The following is a 13,113-nucleotide window of genomic DNA, read 5'->3' as shown; positions in this document are numbered from 1 at the left end:
CTGATCTGGGGACCTGCGTCGTCAGCGAACCGCCGGCTGAAACAGCTCTACAATGTTGCCGGAAGGATCAATCAGCAGTATCTGCGATCCGCCGGGCCCGGTCACGACGTCGTTGCGAAACCTGACGCCGGCGGCGCGCAGGCGTTCGACCTCGACAGCCAGGTCGTCGACGATGAGATGAATCCGGTTCCAGCCGCCCGGCGAAGGACGTTCGCCGTCCGGCATTGGCCGGCCCGCTGAGCTCAATGGGCCGCTCAGCAATAGCCGCAGGGCTCCCCGCCTGACATCCGCGAAAGCGGGAGCGTGGTTGGAGAGAAGCGAAAAGCCGAGATGCTTCGTGTACCATTCGACCGCAGAATCGACGTCGTCGACCATGTAACGCACGTTGACGGTTGTTTCCGACATTCCCGCCTCCCGATCCGAGTTCACCAAAGCAACCTGAATGCGCCACCGATTTTCGCGCGATTGCTCGTGACGTCAATGTCCTTTCGCAACTGCTGGCCACCCTCGCTCCCACGTGCGGCGAGGGTGGCCGCATGTGGGACGGGCCGGCACTCAATCTGCGATGCGTTTCACCATGATGACATCGTCGATCTCCCGACCCTCGTGAAGAAAACCGCTTGGTATGCGGCCGGCTACAGAAAACCCCTCGCGATGGTAAAATCGGATCGCCGCCGGGTTGTCGGCGCTGACGGCAAGCTCCAGCTGTTTGATGCCCTCGTTTCGTGCGTAATCCGCGACAGCATCCAGAAGCCGCTTCGCAAGCCCGGTTCCGCGCAGTTCCCGGCGCAGATAGACCATGACGAGCGTCGCACGATGCGCCATCTTGCTTGCGCTCTGACGCATCAGGCCCATGATCCCGACTGGAACATCGTCCTGGAAGGCAACGAAGACGGGGTTGCCGACGGTTCTGCGCCGCCACTCCTCGTCCGGCAGCTTTTCCCAATCTTCGGCGCTGCTGGCAAAGAAGGCAGGCTCCGTCCGCAGCGCTTCCAGCCGAATGCTGCGGAAGGCCTCGGCTTCGTCGATACCAAGCAGCCTGATCGTCGCGCTCACGATTACGCCGCCGCCGGGTCGAAGAGCGCCATGTCGATGTCGGTCATCTCGACCCGGCGCTCGAAGGCCGTGCCGTTCTCGTCGAAGAGATGGCAGTCGACGGCGCGGATGCCGGTCCTGATCGGTTCGTCCGCACGAATCGCGAGCGTTCCCGGCAGCATGGCGCAATAGTTCTCGCCCTCTCCGTCGAGCGCCACATAGGCCACGGTGTGAGCGCCGAGACGCTCGATTACCGATGGGGTGACCGTCAGCGTCAGGTCAGCGGCACCCATCTGGATGTGTTCCGGCCGGACACCGAGCGTTAGGGTTCGGCTGGCCATGCCCGCGCGGGGAACGACCGGCACGAGGATAGTCTGCCCCTTGTAGTCCACTTCCACGCCGGCGTCGGTGACGCCGGTGCAGGCGACCGGCAGGAAGTTCATCTTCGGATGCCCGATGAAGCCGGCGACGAATATATTGGCGGGCTTGTGATAGAGCTCGAGCGGCGCTCCCGTCTGAGCGATCTCACCGGCATTCAGCACGACGATCCGGTCCGCCATCGTCATCGCCTCGACCTGGTCGTGCGTGACGTAGATCATCGTCGCCTTCAATTGCCGGTGCAGTTTCGCAAGTTCGATGCGCATGTCGGCGCGCAGTGCAGCGTCGAGGTTCGACAGAGGCTCGTCGAAGAGGAAAATCTTCGGCTCGCGCACGATCGCCCGGCCGATCGCCACGCGCTGGCGCTGGCCGCCCGAAAGCATGCCGGGCTTCTGCTCCAGCCGCTGGTCGAGATGCAATATGCGGGCGGCATGTTCGACCTTCGCCTTCAGCTTCTCCTCGGGCATTTTCTCGACCCTGAGCGGAAAGGCGATATTCTCGAACACGCTCATATGCGGGTAGAGTGCATAGGACTGGAAGACCATGGCGATGCCCCGCCTGACCGGCGGCAGATCGTTGACGCGTTTCCCGTCGATGACGATGTCGCCGGCGGTCGTCTCGTCAAGCCCCGCGATCATTCTGAGCAATGTGGACTTGCCGCAGCCGGAAGGCCCGACAAAGACCACGAATTCGCCATTCCCGACTTCGAGCTCGATGCTCTTCAGCACCTCGTAGCTGCCGTAGAATTTCTGAACCTTGTTGAGAGTGAGCTGTCCCAATAAACTGTCTCCGGCCACCGGCGCAGCGGCATTTCCGCCAATATTGAAGGCGGGACCGCCGAGCCGAAGCCCCGCGGTCCCGGCGCGTTTACTTGTACTGTTCGAGGTCGGCGGCCGCCTTTTTCAAGGCATCCGCCGGCTCGGCCTTGCCGGTCACCACCGACTGGACCATCTCGATCATCGTGTTCTGAAAACCTTTGAAGTCCTTGAAGAGCGGCTCCGGGCCACCATAGGCTATCCCGTCGATAAACGGCTTCCAGGACGGATCGGCCTTGACGAATTCGTCCACCTTCGGAGACGGCCGAAGCGGCGTCAAACCTGCACCGCCCTGCAACTCGTACTCGCCCTGCGGGCCGGGAGAGGTGATGAACTTGGCGAACTCGATCGCCTTTTCTTCGACACCCGTATCCTTGAACACCACAAGGCTGTCGGTGATCAGCAGCGTGCCGTCGCCCTTGGCCGAAGGGCCGAGCGGCAGCGGCGCTACACCCCAATTGACCTTCGTTTCCTTCAGCCGGGCGGCAGCTCCGGAGCCCGATTGGATCATGCCGACTTTCCCGTCAAGGAAGATGGCGCGGATTTCGTTCTGCTCGTAAGCCGTCGCCCCCTCGACAGAAAAGGGAGTGATGTCCTTGTAGGCCTGCAGGGCGGCAAGGACTTCCGGGCTGTCGATGACGATATTGTCGCCGTCGATGACCTTGCCGTTATTGGTATAAACCCAGTGCATGAACTGGTGCATCGTGTTGTCGAAGGTCTTGGCCGGAAGTCCGTAGCCCGCAATGCCGGTCTTTTCCTTGATCTGCTTGGCGAAGGCGATCTCCTCGGCCCAGGTTTTGGGCGGGACTTCCGGGTCGAGACCGGCCTGCTTGAAAAGGTCCTTGTTCCAGTAGAGTGCCTTGGTGGAAAATGCGATAGGCACGCCCCACTGCGTTCCCTCGAACGTCACCGTGTCGACGATATTCGGATAGTAGCCCTTTTTCTCGTCCTCGGTCATCGGGACCGGAACGATCAATTCGTTCTCGGCGAACTCCTTGAGCGCGCGCGATCCGACATAGGCCATGCCGACCGGAGTCCCGGCCACGGCAAGCGTCGTCGCCTTGTCCTGACACTGGGCCCAGCCGACGACTTCGGGCGTCACCTTCCAGCCGGGATTCTTCCCCTCCCATTCCTTGATGTATTTCTCGTGGATAGGATCGATCGTGTCGCCGCAATAGATCCAGCTGATTTCCTGGTCCGCGGCCTGTGCGGCGACGCTGCCGAGAGCGGTCGATCCGAGCAGCGCAAGCGTGAGAAAGGTAGCTTTGTAGGCAATAGTCACTGATGAAACTCCCCTGTTTTAATGGTTGCTTATTGTTTCACCGCGCCGGCGGTCAGGCCGCTGACGAGATAGCGTTGAAGGAAGAAGATCACGATCACGGCCGGGGCGATGCCGACGAAACTTGCCGCCATCAGCTCGTTCCAGACCACCTCCTGCCGGCCGAAATAGGCGAAAAGGCCCACGGGCAGCGGCATGTACTCGCTCTTCGAGTTGAAGGTCAGCGCGAAAATGAACTGCTGGGCATAGGAGCCGATGAAGGTGGTGATCGCCACTACGGTGATGCCCGGCATGGCGATCGGCAGGATCACCCGGCGTAGCGTGTAGAAATGGCTTGCACCGTCGACGAAGGCTGCCTCGTCCAGCTCGCGCGGGATGCGCATCATGTAGGTGCGCAGAAGCCAGATAGCGGAGGGGATCAGGAAGGCGACACCCGGCACGATCATGGCGAAATAGGTGTTCAGTACGCCGAAGCTGCGCATCAGCCGAAAGAGAGGGATGAGCAGCACGGCGCCCGAGAACATGTTGACCGCCAGGAAAGCGGCAAGCAGCGCCCCGCTGCCGCGGAACTTGAAGCGCGCAAAGGCATAGGCCGCCGGCACCACCAGCGCCAGCACGACGGCTGTCACGATGATGGAGATGAAGAAGGAGTTGAAGATATAGCGGGCGAAGCCCGGCACGCTTACCCACATGGTGCGATAGGCCTCGAAGGAACCGTTCTCCGGCCAGAAGCGGTAGGGAGAGGAAAAGAGGCGGCCCAGCGGCTTCAGAGATACGAGGAAGCCTTCGACGAAAGGCGCGAGGATGAAAGTGAGGAAGACGAAGATGCCCCCATAGATGCCGACGAGCTCGTACCAGCGGTAGCGGTTGATCATTGCGGGCTGGCTCATCGGCTTTCTCCCGTGGCAAGGCGGTGCGTGACGCGGAAATAGGCGATGCAGAAGATCGACAGGAAGATACAGATCAGCACGGCGCGCGCCGCGCCCTCCCCGTATTTCTTCGAGCCGATCGCGGTCCGGTAGGTGTCGATGATCATCGTCGTCGTGTCGCCGTTCGGCCCGCCCTGGGTCAAGATCCAGATGATGTCGAACGAGTTGAAGGTGGCGATCAGCGACAGCATCGACATGGTGATCATCGACGGCACCAGAAGCGGCAGGGTGATGCGGCGGAAGCGGTAGAAGCGCCCTGCTCCGTCAGTCCAGGCGGCCTCGTAGAGATCCTGCGGGATCGCCTGCATCGAGGCGAGCATGTAAAGCGTCACCAGAGGCACGCCGATCCAGACGTCGGTGACGATGGTCGCCCAGAAAGCGGTGGAGCCATGCGCCAGGAAGGCGACCGGACCGTCCACCAGCCCCCAGTTCTGGAGCGTCCCGGAGATCATTCCGAACTGGCCGTTATACATCCAGCCCCACATGAAGATGCCGATCGCCATGGGCACGATCCACGGCGGCATGGTGAGCACGCGAAAAAGCGCCCGCCCCGGCACTGCGGCGTTCAGCATCACCGCTCCGAATGTGCCGATGATCATCTTGATCGTCACCGAGAAGGCGGTCCAGACGAAGGTGCGGAGGATCACTTCCGCGAAGGTGGCGTTGAAGATCTTGTCGTAATTGGCCGTGCCGACCCATTTGGTCGTCTTCTTCAGCGAGGCGTCGGTGAAGGACAGGACGAAGGTATCGACCAGCGGATAGGCGACGATAACCGTCACGTAGAAGACGGCCGGAAGAAGCAGGACCCAGGCGAAGATGATCGTGCTGCGCCGAACGCTCATCCCCTCCCCCTCTCAAGCCGCACGGGCATGCAGGGCTTCGTCGAAGCGGTCCCAGAGCGGCCGAAGATCGACGACCGTCCTCTTCATCCGCGCCTCGTCCATGGACAGCGCCAGAATGCCCGCTTCCAGCGCATCGAGCGGCGAGACCGGCAGGGGACCGCCATCCCGCACATGCGCGATGATCTCGGCCGCCATCTGCTCGTCGGCGCCGTAGTGTTGCGAAAGTGCCGTCTCTTTGGCGTAGCGCTTCTCCACCACCTTCCGGCCCGACAGCACCTCGTGCACGTCCAGATAGCCGCGGATGAAGTCGCCCTCCGCCATGCCGCGCGATCCGATGACGCAAAAGCGACGGAACTGGTCCGGCACGTTGAGGTTGGTGTGGAAGTTCATCGCGACGCCGTTGGCATATTCGACGATGGCGACCTGATAGTCGATGATGTCGCCATCACTGTCGAAGACCTTGTCGGAGCCGAGCCAGCCGCTCGGCTTGCGGTGGAAAAGCTGCAGGTCGTTTACGCCGTCGCGGCTGGGATCATTGGCCGGGATGAAGCTCTTGCGGCCGCCGAAACTGGCGACGCGTTCCGGGCGCGCGCCGACCACGCCGTTGTAGAGATCGAGGTCGTGGCAGCATTTCTCGAGCATGAAGCTTCCGGCATAGCGTCCATAGCGGCGCCAATCGCGCATGAAGAACGCGCCATGATAGGGCTCTATGTGCTCGGCGGCCTCGATCGAAACCACATGGCCGAGCGTTCCTGCGGCTTGCGCGGCGCGCAGGTCACGATAGAGCGGCGCATAACGCAGCACGAGGCCGACCATCAGCCGGTCGGGCCCGTGTTTCGAAAGCAGCGCCGCAAGTTCCAGGCTCTGCTCGATCGTGCTGACGATGGGCTTCTCGCAGAAGATCTTGAGCCCCGCCTCGAGGCCGATACGGATATGATCGAGATGCATGTGGTTCGGCGAGCCGATCATCAGGAGATCGAGCTTTTCGCCGGCGATGAGCTCTTCAGGCGTGGCGTAGGCCCTGCCGGCGGAAATGCCTTTCTCGGTAAGCGTGGCAAGGCCGGCCGGCTCGGGATCCACATATCCCGCGACCTCGAAGGCTTCGTCGATCGCCTTGAAGACATAGCCCAGGTATCCCAGACGGAATCCGAGTCCGATTATCCCGACTTTCATTGCTCGCGCTGTTCCCTTGTCTCGGCGTAATTATTTTTCGTAGACTGGGACAGATTTTTCATTGCGTCAATGAAAAATCGGAAAATGCGCCAGATTGTGAAATTCATTTTCATTCCTGGCGTTAAGTTTAGCTCACGCCCAAGCTGGCGGCCTGACGCATCGCATCAATTCGATTGGACGCGAGGCGCTTCAGATGTGCGCTCGACCCGCGAATGCCCGTTCAAGCCCCTGGAGCGCATCGTGAATGAGGACGGCAAGCGCTCCAACGATCAAGCCGCCCTGGAGGACAAAAGCGAGATTGTTGGACTGAAGTCCGGCGATGATCACCTCGCCGAGCGTCCTGGCCGCGACCGTCGAGCCGATCGTCGCCGTCGCGAGACTGATCACGACGGAAAGGCGGATGCCTGTCAGGATCACCGGCAGCGCCAGCGGAAGCTCGATCCTGAAGAGCCGCTGGCGGCCGGTCATTCCCGCGCCGCGTGCAGCCTCCATCACCGTCGGCGGCAGAGTGGTCAGTCCGGTCAGGGCATTTTCGAAGATCGGCAGAAGGCCATAGAGGAAAAGGGCGATCAGGGTCGGCTTCTCGCCGAAGCCGTAAATCGGTACCGCAAGCGCGAGGACCGCCACCGGCGGGAAAGTCTGGCCGATGTTGACCAGACTGCGCGAGAGCGGCAGAAACTCGGCGCCGGCCTTCCGCGTAACGATGATCGCCAGTGATACGGCGACGATGGTCGCGGCCACCGTCGCGACGAACACGGTCCGCAAGTGCAGGACCGTCAGCCAGAACAGGCTGCCCTGGTTGTAGACGGCCGGCGCGTTCTCTTGCACCAGAGGTTTCAACAGCGGCTCGAACCAGGCGGGCTGCACCAGGAAAGCCAGCAACACGGCGAGCACGGTCAGCCGAAACAGATTGGGCAGCGTGGCCATCACTGCCGCCTCGCCGCACGCTTCACGATCGCTTCGAGCGTGATCTTGCCCAGGATCGCGCCGTCCGCCGCCGCGACCGGCAGTGCCGAACGGCCCGTCCACAGAAGCTCCGACAGCGCGTCACGCTGGCTGAGAACTTCCGGAACCGGCCGGCCCTCGGCCGAGCCGGGCTCGACCGCCTCGCCGACCGTTTCGATGTCGAGCAGCCGGAATGGACGCTCGCTGGCGCCGACCAGCGTCTCGACGAAGGGCGTGGCGGGCCTGACGAGCATTTCGGCCGGCGTCGCATATTGCACCACCTCGCCCTTGTCCATCACCGCGATCCTGTCGGCAAGGTGGAAGGCCTCTTCCATGTCGTGGGTGACGAGGATGATCGTGGTGCCGAAATGTTTCTGGATGGCGGCGAGGTCGTCCTGCGCCTTGGCGCGGATGATCGGATCGAGCGCGCCGAAGGGCTCGTCCATCAGGAGTACGTTGGGCTCCGCCGCAAGTGCCCTTGCAACGCCCACGCGCTGCTGCTGCCCGCCGGAAAGCTCGTGAGGGTAGCGCGGTCCGAATTCCGAGGGATCGAGCTGGAACAGCTTCAGCAGCTCCTCCACCTTGGCATCGATGCGGGCTTTCTCCCAGCCGAGCAGCGTCGGCACGGTCGCGATGTTCTGCGCGACTGTCCTGTGCGGGAAGAGGCCATGGCCTTGAATGGCGTAGCCGATACGCCGGCGCAGCTCGAAACCCGGAATCGATCGATTGTCCTCGCCGTCTATCTTGATCGTCCCTGCCGTCGGCTCGACGAGGCGATTGATCATTCTGAGGAGCGTCGTCTTGCCGGAGCCGGAGGTTCCGACGACGACGGTGACCGTATGCGGCGCGACCGTCAGCGACACGTCGCTCACGACCGTCGTGTCGCCATAGCGCTTGGATATTTCCTCGATTTCGATCATGCGGCGTTGCCTCGGCTGCGGTTCGGCATGGTCATCTCGATCAGCGCGTCGAGCACGATCGCCGCGGTAAAGGCCAGCACGACAGTCGGAATTGCGCCGAGCAGCACCAGGTCCATCGCCGTCTGACCCACCCCCTGGAAGACGAAGACGCCGAAACCCCCGCCGCCAATAAGGGCGGCGATCGTCGCAAGCCCGATGTTCTGCACCAGCACGATGCGGATGCCGGTCAGGATCACCGGAAAGGCCAGCGGAAACTCGATCGCGACGAGGCGCTGGCGGTCCGTCATGCCGATGCCCCGCGCCGCGTCGTTGGCCGCGTGCGGCACGCCGGCAAGCCCGACGACTGTGTTGGCGACGACAGGCAGCAGGGAGTAGAGGAAGAGGGCGACGAAGGCAGGGGCGGCACCGATGCCGCGGATGCCGATCGCCGCAGCGCCGGGAATATTCGCCGCGACCCAGCCGAGCGGCGCGATCAGAATGCCGAAAAGTGCAATGGAAGGGATCGTCTGGATGGCGTTCAGGACATTGAGCACGCCGGCCCGAAGCCGTTCGACGCGGTGACAGAGAATGCCGAGCGGCAATCCGACGACGGTCGCTGCGACCAGCGAGCCGAGCGCCAGCGTCACGTGACGGCCCGCCTCGGTCCAGAACAGGTCGGAGCGGTTGGCATATTCCTTCATGATCGAAAGGTCGTCCCAGCGGCCGGTGACGAGCATTCCTCCAGCGAGGACGAGGACGCCCGCGAAAACGAGAAGCCGCAGACCAGGTCCCGGATTGAGGCGGGTCAAGGCGTCCGCGACCAACAGGGAGAAGGCGAAGACCAGAACCCAGAAGCCGGAAGCCGGAGACACGCGTGCAAAGCTGTTGTCCGGCGGCGTCAGGTGATCGGCCGCCACCCCGATCAGAAGGGCGAGAGCTGCCAGCGCAGCCAGTGCCACGGCCATCCGCAAGAGGCGCGGGGTCCTGAGAAACGCGACGCCGGCGCCGGCAATCACGAGGGCGAGGAGCCCGTAGCCGAGCGGCGGCGGAAGTGCCTCCAGGATTGCCCGTGCTTCGCCCTGAATGATCCGGTTTGCACGAAACGTCGCGAAAGGCGCAAGGAGAGCGCCATAGAGGACGAGGATCGCGATGATCAGGCCGAGCTTGTCGAAACGGAAGGCCAAGCGTTCCCTTGTCTGGATGATGCCAGTCGCCATTCAGCGGTCCGTTCGAGGCAGGTGAAGGAAGAGCGCGGTCGAATCTTATCGGACCAGCGCCCTCCCCCGACGTCAAGCTATTTCAGGAAGCCGTTTGCCTTCAGAAAGTCCTCGGCAACGGCCTTGGCCGACTCGCCGCCGACCTGCACGCGGCCATTGAGCTCCTGCAGGGTGGTGAGGTCGAGCTTTTCGAAGACGGGCTTCAGGATCTCTTCGATCGTCGGATTTTCCTTGAGAACCGCTTCGCGGATGATCGGCGCCGGCTGATAGACCGGCTGGACGGCCTTGTCGTCCTCGAGAACCACGAGACCGGAGGGCGCAATGCCTCCATCGGTGCCGTAGACCATTGCCGCATTGGCGCCATTCGTCTGGTTTGCCGCAGCCGCGATCGTCGCGGCGGTATCGCCTCCGGAGAGCGTGATGAGCTGTTCCGGTTTCAGCTTGAAGGAATAGGTCGTCTGGAACGCAGGCAAGGCAGCGGCGGAGTTGACGAATTCCGACGAAGCCGCGAGCACGACCTCGCCGCCGCCAGAAACGAATTTGCCGAAATCCGATAGCGTCTTGAGGTTGTTCTTCTCGGCAATGTCCTTGCGCAGCGCGATCGCCCAGGTGTTATTGGCCGGAGACGGCGTCAGCCAGACGATCTTGTTGGCGTCATAGTCGAGCTTCTTCGCCTCTTCATAGGCTTTCGCCGCATCCTTCCAGGCCGGATCGTTGGCCTTCTCGAAGAAGAAGGCGGCGTTGCCGGTATATTCGGGATAGATGTCGATCTCGCCGGCGATGATCGCCTTGCGCACGACAGGGGTGGCGCCGAGTTGCACGCGATCCGTCGTCTTGATGTCGTTGGCGTTCAGGACCGAGAGGATGATGTTGCCGAGAACGCCGCCCTCCGTGTCGATCTTCGAGGAAACGACGACCTCGGCTTCGGCAGCCGCGGTGGTGAGTGCAAGCGCAATGGCGGCACCGATCAGTGTCCTGGTGAAGTTCAGTCGCATGATTGTCTCCCTCGGTTTTGATCTCGAATTTTGATCACGCTTTCCGCGCTGCGTCCGGCCAAGACGTTCCATATATGTCAGCTTTCCGGAAAAAATCGAGCTTAAGCTGTCTGCACTTGATATCCGTTCCATGGCGCCGTCCGGATCGGGCGGCAAACGTTGCCGTCGATGCGCATTGCAATCGGACGTAATGTGGACCACTCTTCCGCCCGGCGCCAGCATCTCTCCGGAGGTTGTCATGAACAAGCATTTCGATGCGATCGTCATCGGTGCCGGCCAGGCGGGACCTTCACTCGCCGGACGGTTGTCGGATGCGGGCAAGACCGTTGCACTGATCGAGCGCAAGCTTTTCGGCGGCACCTGCGTCAATACCGGCTGCATGCCGACCAAGGCGATGGTCGCGAGCGCCTATGCGATCCACACCGCCCGACGCGGAGCCGAATACGGCATGACGACAGGGCCTGTCTCGGTCGATTTTGGTCGCGTCATGGCGCGAAAGGAAAAGGTCCGGCTCGATGCCCGCTCAGGCGTCGAGAAGTGGCTCAAGGGTATGAAGAACTGCACCGTCTTCGAGGGCCACGCCCGTTTCGAAGGTCCGCGTGAGGTCCGCATCGGCGACGAACTGATTTCGGGGGAGCGGATCTTCGTCAATGTGGGGGGCCGCGCCGCAGTTGCCGATCTGCCCGGCGTGAACGACGTCCCTTATCTCACCAACAGTTCGATCATGGACCTTGCCGAGCTGCCGGAACATCTCGTCGTGGTGGGCGGCAGCTATATCGGGCTTGAATTCGCCCAGATGTTCCGCCGCTTCGGCTCCGACGTCACCGTCATCGAAAAGGGCGCGCGGCTGATCGGGCGGGAGGATCCGGAGGTCTCCGACGCGATCCGTGAGATCCTCGAGAACGAAGGCGTTCGAATACGCACGAATGCGGAATGCATCCGCTTCTCGAACCATGCGGACAGCGTAGCCGTGGGCGTGGATTGCACATCTGGCGAGCCGGAGGTGAGCGGTTCTCATGTGCTGCTTGCGACCGGCCGCCACCCCAATACGGATGATCTCGGCCTGGACAAGGCGGGCGTGAAGACCGACGAACGGGGCTATATCGAGGTCGACGACAGCCTGCGCACCAATGTTCCGCATATTTTCGCAATGGGAGACTGCAACGGCCGCGGCGCCTTCACGCACACCTCCTATAACGACTTCGAGATCGTCGCCGCCAATCTCATCGACGACGATCCGCGCCGGGTGAGCGACCGCATCCAGACCTACGCCCTCTATATCGACCCGCCGCTCGGCCGCGCCGGCATGACCGAGACCGAGGCCCGCAAGAAAGGACACAAGCTGCTGATCGGGACGCGCCCCATGACAAGGGTCGGCCGCGCGGTCGAAAAGGGCGAGACGCAGGGCTTCATGAAAGTCATCGTCGATGCGGGCACCGACGAGATTCTCGGCGCATCCATCCTGGGCACAGGTGGTGACGAGGCGATCCAGAGCATCCTTGACGTGATGTATGCGAAGAAACCCTACACGATGATCGCCCGCGCGGTGCACATCCACCCGACCGTGTCGGAACTCATCCCGACGGTGTTCGGAGATCTGTCGTCGGCGTAGGGTCGGGGGGATTGCCCCTCATCCGCCTGCCGGCACCTTCTCCCCGCAAGCGGGGCGAAGGGGACCCCTGGGTCCCTCCTCATGCTCCAGCCTCCGCTGGAGAACTGTGGCCGCGCCGCTTGTCCCTTCTCCCCGTCTCGGACGGGGATCCGGCCTGTTGGGCTCATTCAGAACGCTCTCTGCGCGGCTCCCGTCAAACCTTTTCGCTGAACCACCTCAGCGACATGCAGGAAAGCCCCGCGTCGATCTTGCCTATCTCCGTGGTCTTCAGCGGGACGACCCTATAGCCGGCCTTGTCGAGCATCTCGATCGTCCTGGGAAAATCGGAACCGACCAAGACCACGTCGTTGACGCGCAGTGCGTTCGCGGCCGGCTCTTCTCCCTCGGGAATGATCATCTGCCTGAACTCCCCGAAGACGCCGGATCGTGCAAGACGATCGGTGGAAAGGATCGTCTCGTCGTCGAGGAGCGAGCAGTCGGTCTTGAAATGCAGGACGCCCTCCGGGGTCGCGACGACTTCGCTCTTGCGCCCGAGTTTTTCGAGGCAGGCCTGCAGCGCCGCCGCGCCCGCCGTGTCGGTTCTCGCCGACAGGCCGATCATCACGCTTTCGCGCGTTGTCAGCACGTCGCCGCCGTCGGCATAGCCTTGCGGCAGGTCGAGCACCGTCTCGAACATGTCACGCAGCGTCGGCGCGATTTCCTCGACTTCCTTGACGCGCGTGGCCGCTCCCGGCCGAAGCAGGACCGCCCCCTCTGTGAAGACCAGAGCGGGGTCCTCCACGAAAATCGAGTCCGGAAAGGCTTCGAGCGCCGGCAGGACCGTGACCTTCACGCCGGCATCGCGCATCGCCTCGACATAGGCGTCGTGCTCGGCCTTCACTCCCTCGTAGGTGGGGCTGCCGCGATCCTCCGCGCGCAAGCCGTTAACGACCGATCGTGACGGCGAGCGCACGATGATGGAATTGAATTGATAGGCCGGACGCGTCATCGCGGA

At 62.6% G+C, this 13,113-nt stretch carries 13 protein-coding genes; 1 reads left to right on the top strand and 12 read right to left on the bottom strand.

Annotation, left to right across the window (positions count from 1 at the left end; translation table 11 throughout):
• Positions 1-21: 21 nt before the first annotated feature.
• The 11 genes from M1D43_RS21225 to osmF form a co-directional block, all read right to left on the bottom strand.
• Positions 22-405: a VOC family protein gene (locus M1D43_RS21225; RefSeq protein ID WP_010975676.1), complete on the bottom strand. Its 384-nt coding sequence runs from the start codon at positions 403-405 to the stop codon at positions 22-24.
• Between the two features lie 150 nt (positions 406-555).
• A complete protein-coding gene (locus M1D43_RS21220) occupies positions 556-1,056 on the bottom strand; it encodes a GNAT family N-acetyltransferase (protein ID WP_010975675.1) in 501 nt (166 codons plus the stop codon).
• 2 nt (positions 1,057-1,058) lie between these two features.
• Positions 1,059-2,192 carry an ABC transporter ATP-binding protein gene (locus M1D43_RS21215; protein WP_014527225.1) on the bottom strand — a complete coding sequence of 378 codons (1,134 nt, stop codon included), beginning with the start codon at positions 2,190-2,192 and terminating at the stop codon, positions 1,059-1,061.
• A gap of 88 nt (positions 2,193-2,280) precedes the next feature.
• Positions 2,281-3,510: an ABC transporter substrate-binding protein gene (locus M1D43_RS21210; RefSeq protein ID WP_010975673.1), complete on the bottom strand. Its 1,230-nt coding sequence runs from the start codon at positions 3,508-3,510 to the stop codon at positions 2,281-2,283.
• Between the two features lie 29 nt (positions 3,511-3,539).
• Entirely contained in the window at positions 3,540-4,397 is an 858-nt protein-coding gene (locus M1D43_RS21205) for a carbohydrate ABC transporter permease (protein WP_010975672.1), read from the bottom strand.
• Positions 4,394-5,278, bottom strand: a complete 885-nt coding sequence (locus tag M1D43_RS21200; RefSeq protein WP_010975671.1) for a carbohydrate ABC transporter permease — start codon at positions 5,276-5,278, stop codon at positions 4,394-4,396. Before M1D43_RS21200 ends, M1D43_RS21205 begins: the two co-directional genes overlap by 4 nt.
• A gap of 12 nt (positions 5,279-5,290) precedes the next feature.
• Positions 5,291-6,451, bottom strand: coding sequence for a Gfo/Idh/MocA family protein (locus M1D43_RS21195; protein WP_014527226.1), 1,161 nt, complete (start codon positions 6,449-6,451; stop codon positions 5,291-5,293).
• 189 nt (positions 6,452-6,640) lie between these two features.
• Complete coding sequence (locus M1D43_RS21190) at positions 6,641-7,378, bottom strand: ABC transporter permease (protein WP_010975669.1); 738 nt, start codon at positions 7,376-7,378, stop codon at positions 6,641-6,643.
• A complete protein-coding gene (locus tag M1D43_RS21185; protein ID WP_010975668.1) occupies positions 7,378-8,316 on the bottom strand; it encodes an ABC transporter ATP-binding protein in 939 nt (312 codons plus the stop codon). The genes M1D43_RS21190 and M1D43_RS21185 overlap by 1 nt, the downstream gene beginning before the upstream one ends.
• Complete coding sequence (locus M1D43_RS21180; RefSeq protein ID WP_014527228.1) at positions 8,313-9,512, bottom strand: ABC transporter permease; 1,200 nt, start codon at positions 9,510-9,512, stop codon at positions 8,313-8,315. Before M1D43_RS21180 ends, M1D43_RS21185 begins: the two co-directional genes overlap by 4 nt.
• Before the next feature lie 77 nt (positions 9,513-9,589).
• Complete coding sequence (osmF, locus tag M1D43_RS21175; RefSeq protein WP_014527229.1) at positions 9,590-10,507, bottom strand: glycine betaine ABC transporter substrate-binding protein OsmF; 918 nt, start codon at positions 10,505-10,507, stop codon at positions 9,590-9,592.
• A 238-nt stretch (positions 10,508-10,745) separates the two neighbouring features.
• Between osmF and M1D43_RS21170 the strand changes: the two genes are divergently transcribed.
• Complete coding sequence (locus M1D43_RS21170) at positions 10,746-12,119, top strand: FAD-containing oxidoreductase (protein WP_014527230.1); 1,374 nt, start codon at positions 10,746-10,748, stop codon at positions 12,117-12,119.
• Between the two features lie 193 nt (positions 12,120-12,312).
• Here M1D43_RS21170 and M1D43_RS21165 read toward each other — a convergent pair whose 3' ends face one another.
• Positions 12,313-13,107, bottom strand: a complete 795-nt coding sequence (locus M1D43_RS21165; RefSeq protein ID WP_010975664.1) for a dimethylarginine dimethylaminohydrolase family protein — start codon at positions 13,105-13,107, stop codon at positions 12,313-12,315.
• Positions 13,108-13,113: the final 6 nt, after the last annotated feature.

The sequence above is a fragment of the Ensifer sp. R1-3 genome (assembly GCF_056739175.1).
The sequence above is the reverse complement of the archived record's forward strand: the minus strand, read 5'-3'. Positions and strand labels throughout refer to the sequence as shown.

Coding starts and splice junctions, on each gene's coding strand:
- M1D43_RS21225 (WP_010975676.1), bottom strand. CDS start 405: ATGTCGGAAACAACCGTCAACGTGCGTTACATGGTCGACGACGTCGAT.
- M1D43_RS21165 (WP_010975664.1), bottom strand. CDS start 13,107: ATGACGCGTCCGGCCTATCAATTCAATTCCATCATCGTGCGCTCGCCG.
- M1D43_RS21205 (WP_010975672.1), bottom strand. CDS start 4,397: ATGAGCCAGCCCGCAATGATCAACCGCTACCGCTGGTACGAGCTCGTC.
- M1D43_RS21195 (WP_014527226.1), bottom strand. CDS start 6,451: ATGAAAGTCGGGATAATCGGACTCGGATTCCGTCTGGGATACCTGGGC.
- M1D43_RS21200 (WP_010975671.1), bottom strand. CDS start 5,278: ATGAGCGTTCGGCGCAGCACGATCATCTTCGCCTGGGTCCTGCTTCTT.
- M1D43_RS21185 (WP_010975668.1), bottom strand. CDS start 8,316: ATGATCGAAATCGAGGAAATATCCAAGCGCTATGGCGACACGACGGTC.
- osmF (WP_014527229.1), bottom strand. CDS start 10,507: ATGCGACTGAACTTCACCAGGACACTGATCGGTGCCGCCATTGCGCTT.
- M1D43_RS21170 (WP_014527230.1), top strand. CDS start 10,746: ATGAACAAGCATTTCGATGCGATCGTCATCGGTGCCGGCCAGGCGGGA.
- M1D43_RS21180 (WP_014527228.1), bottom strand. CDS start 9,512: ATGGCGACTGGCATCATCCAGACAAGGGAACGCTTGGCCTTCCGTTTC.
- M1D43_RS21190 (WP_010975669.1), bottom strand. CDS start 7,378: ATGGCCACGCTGCCCAATCTGTTTCGGCTGACCGTGCTCGCCGTGTTG.